We start from the raw sequence: 282 nt of genomic DNA on the forward strand, positions 1-282 counted from the left end.
GCTCCGGCATTATTTTCCGGAACTACAGGCGGGCGAATATCAGGTCGTTGAAACCATTACGCCTGATGTATTTCACCTCAATAATTAATATTGGGTTAGTTATTTCATTGACGGTCAGAATTTCGACAAAAAGTTTATCTTCGTGCCAGATATCATCGTGGATGAAAACCTGAGAGTTGTGCCCGCACTGGGCCTTGAAGGGGTTCTGCACGATTGTTCGGAGTTGGTCAGCTTGCGCGTCCGGCGATAGAAGATGATCCAATCAACAGCCCTGAACCTAAC

At 46.5% G+C, this 282-nt stretch carries 1 pseudogene; it reads left to right on the forward strand.

Annotation, left to right across the window (positions count from 1 at the left end):
* Positions 1-250: pseudogene (locus AC23NW_RS36340) on the forward strand (hypothetical protein); the annotation flags it as partial.
* Positions 251-282 lie beyond the last annotated feature (32 nt).

It is taken from the genome of Arsenicibacter sp. R0_47 (assembly GCF_057652235.1).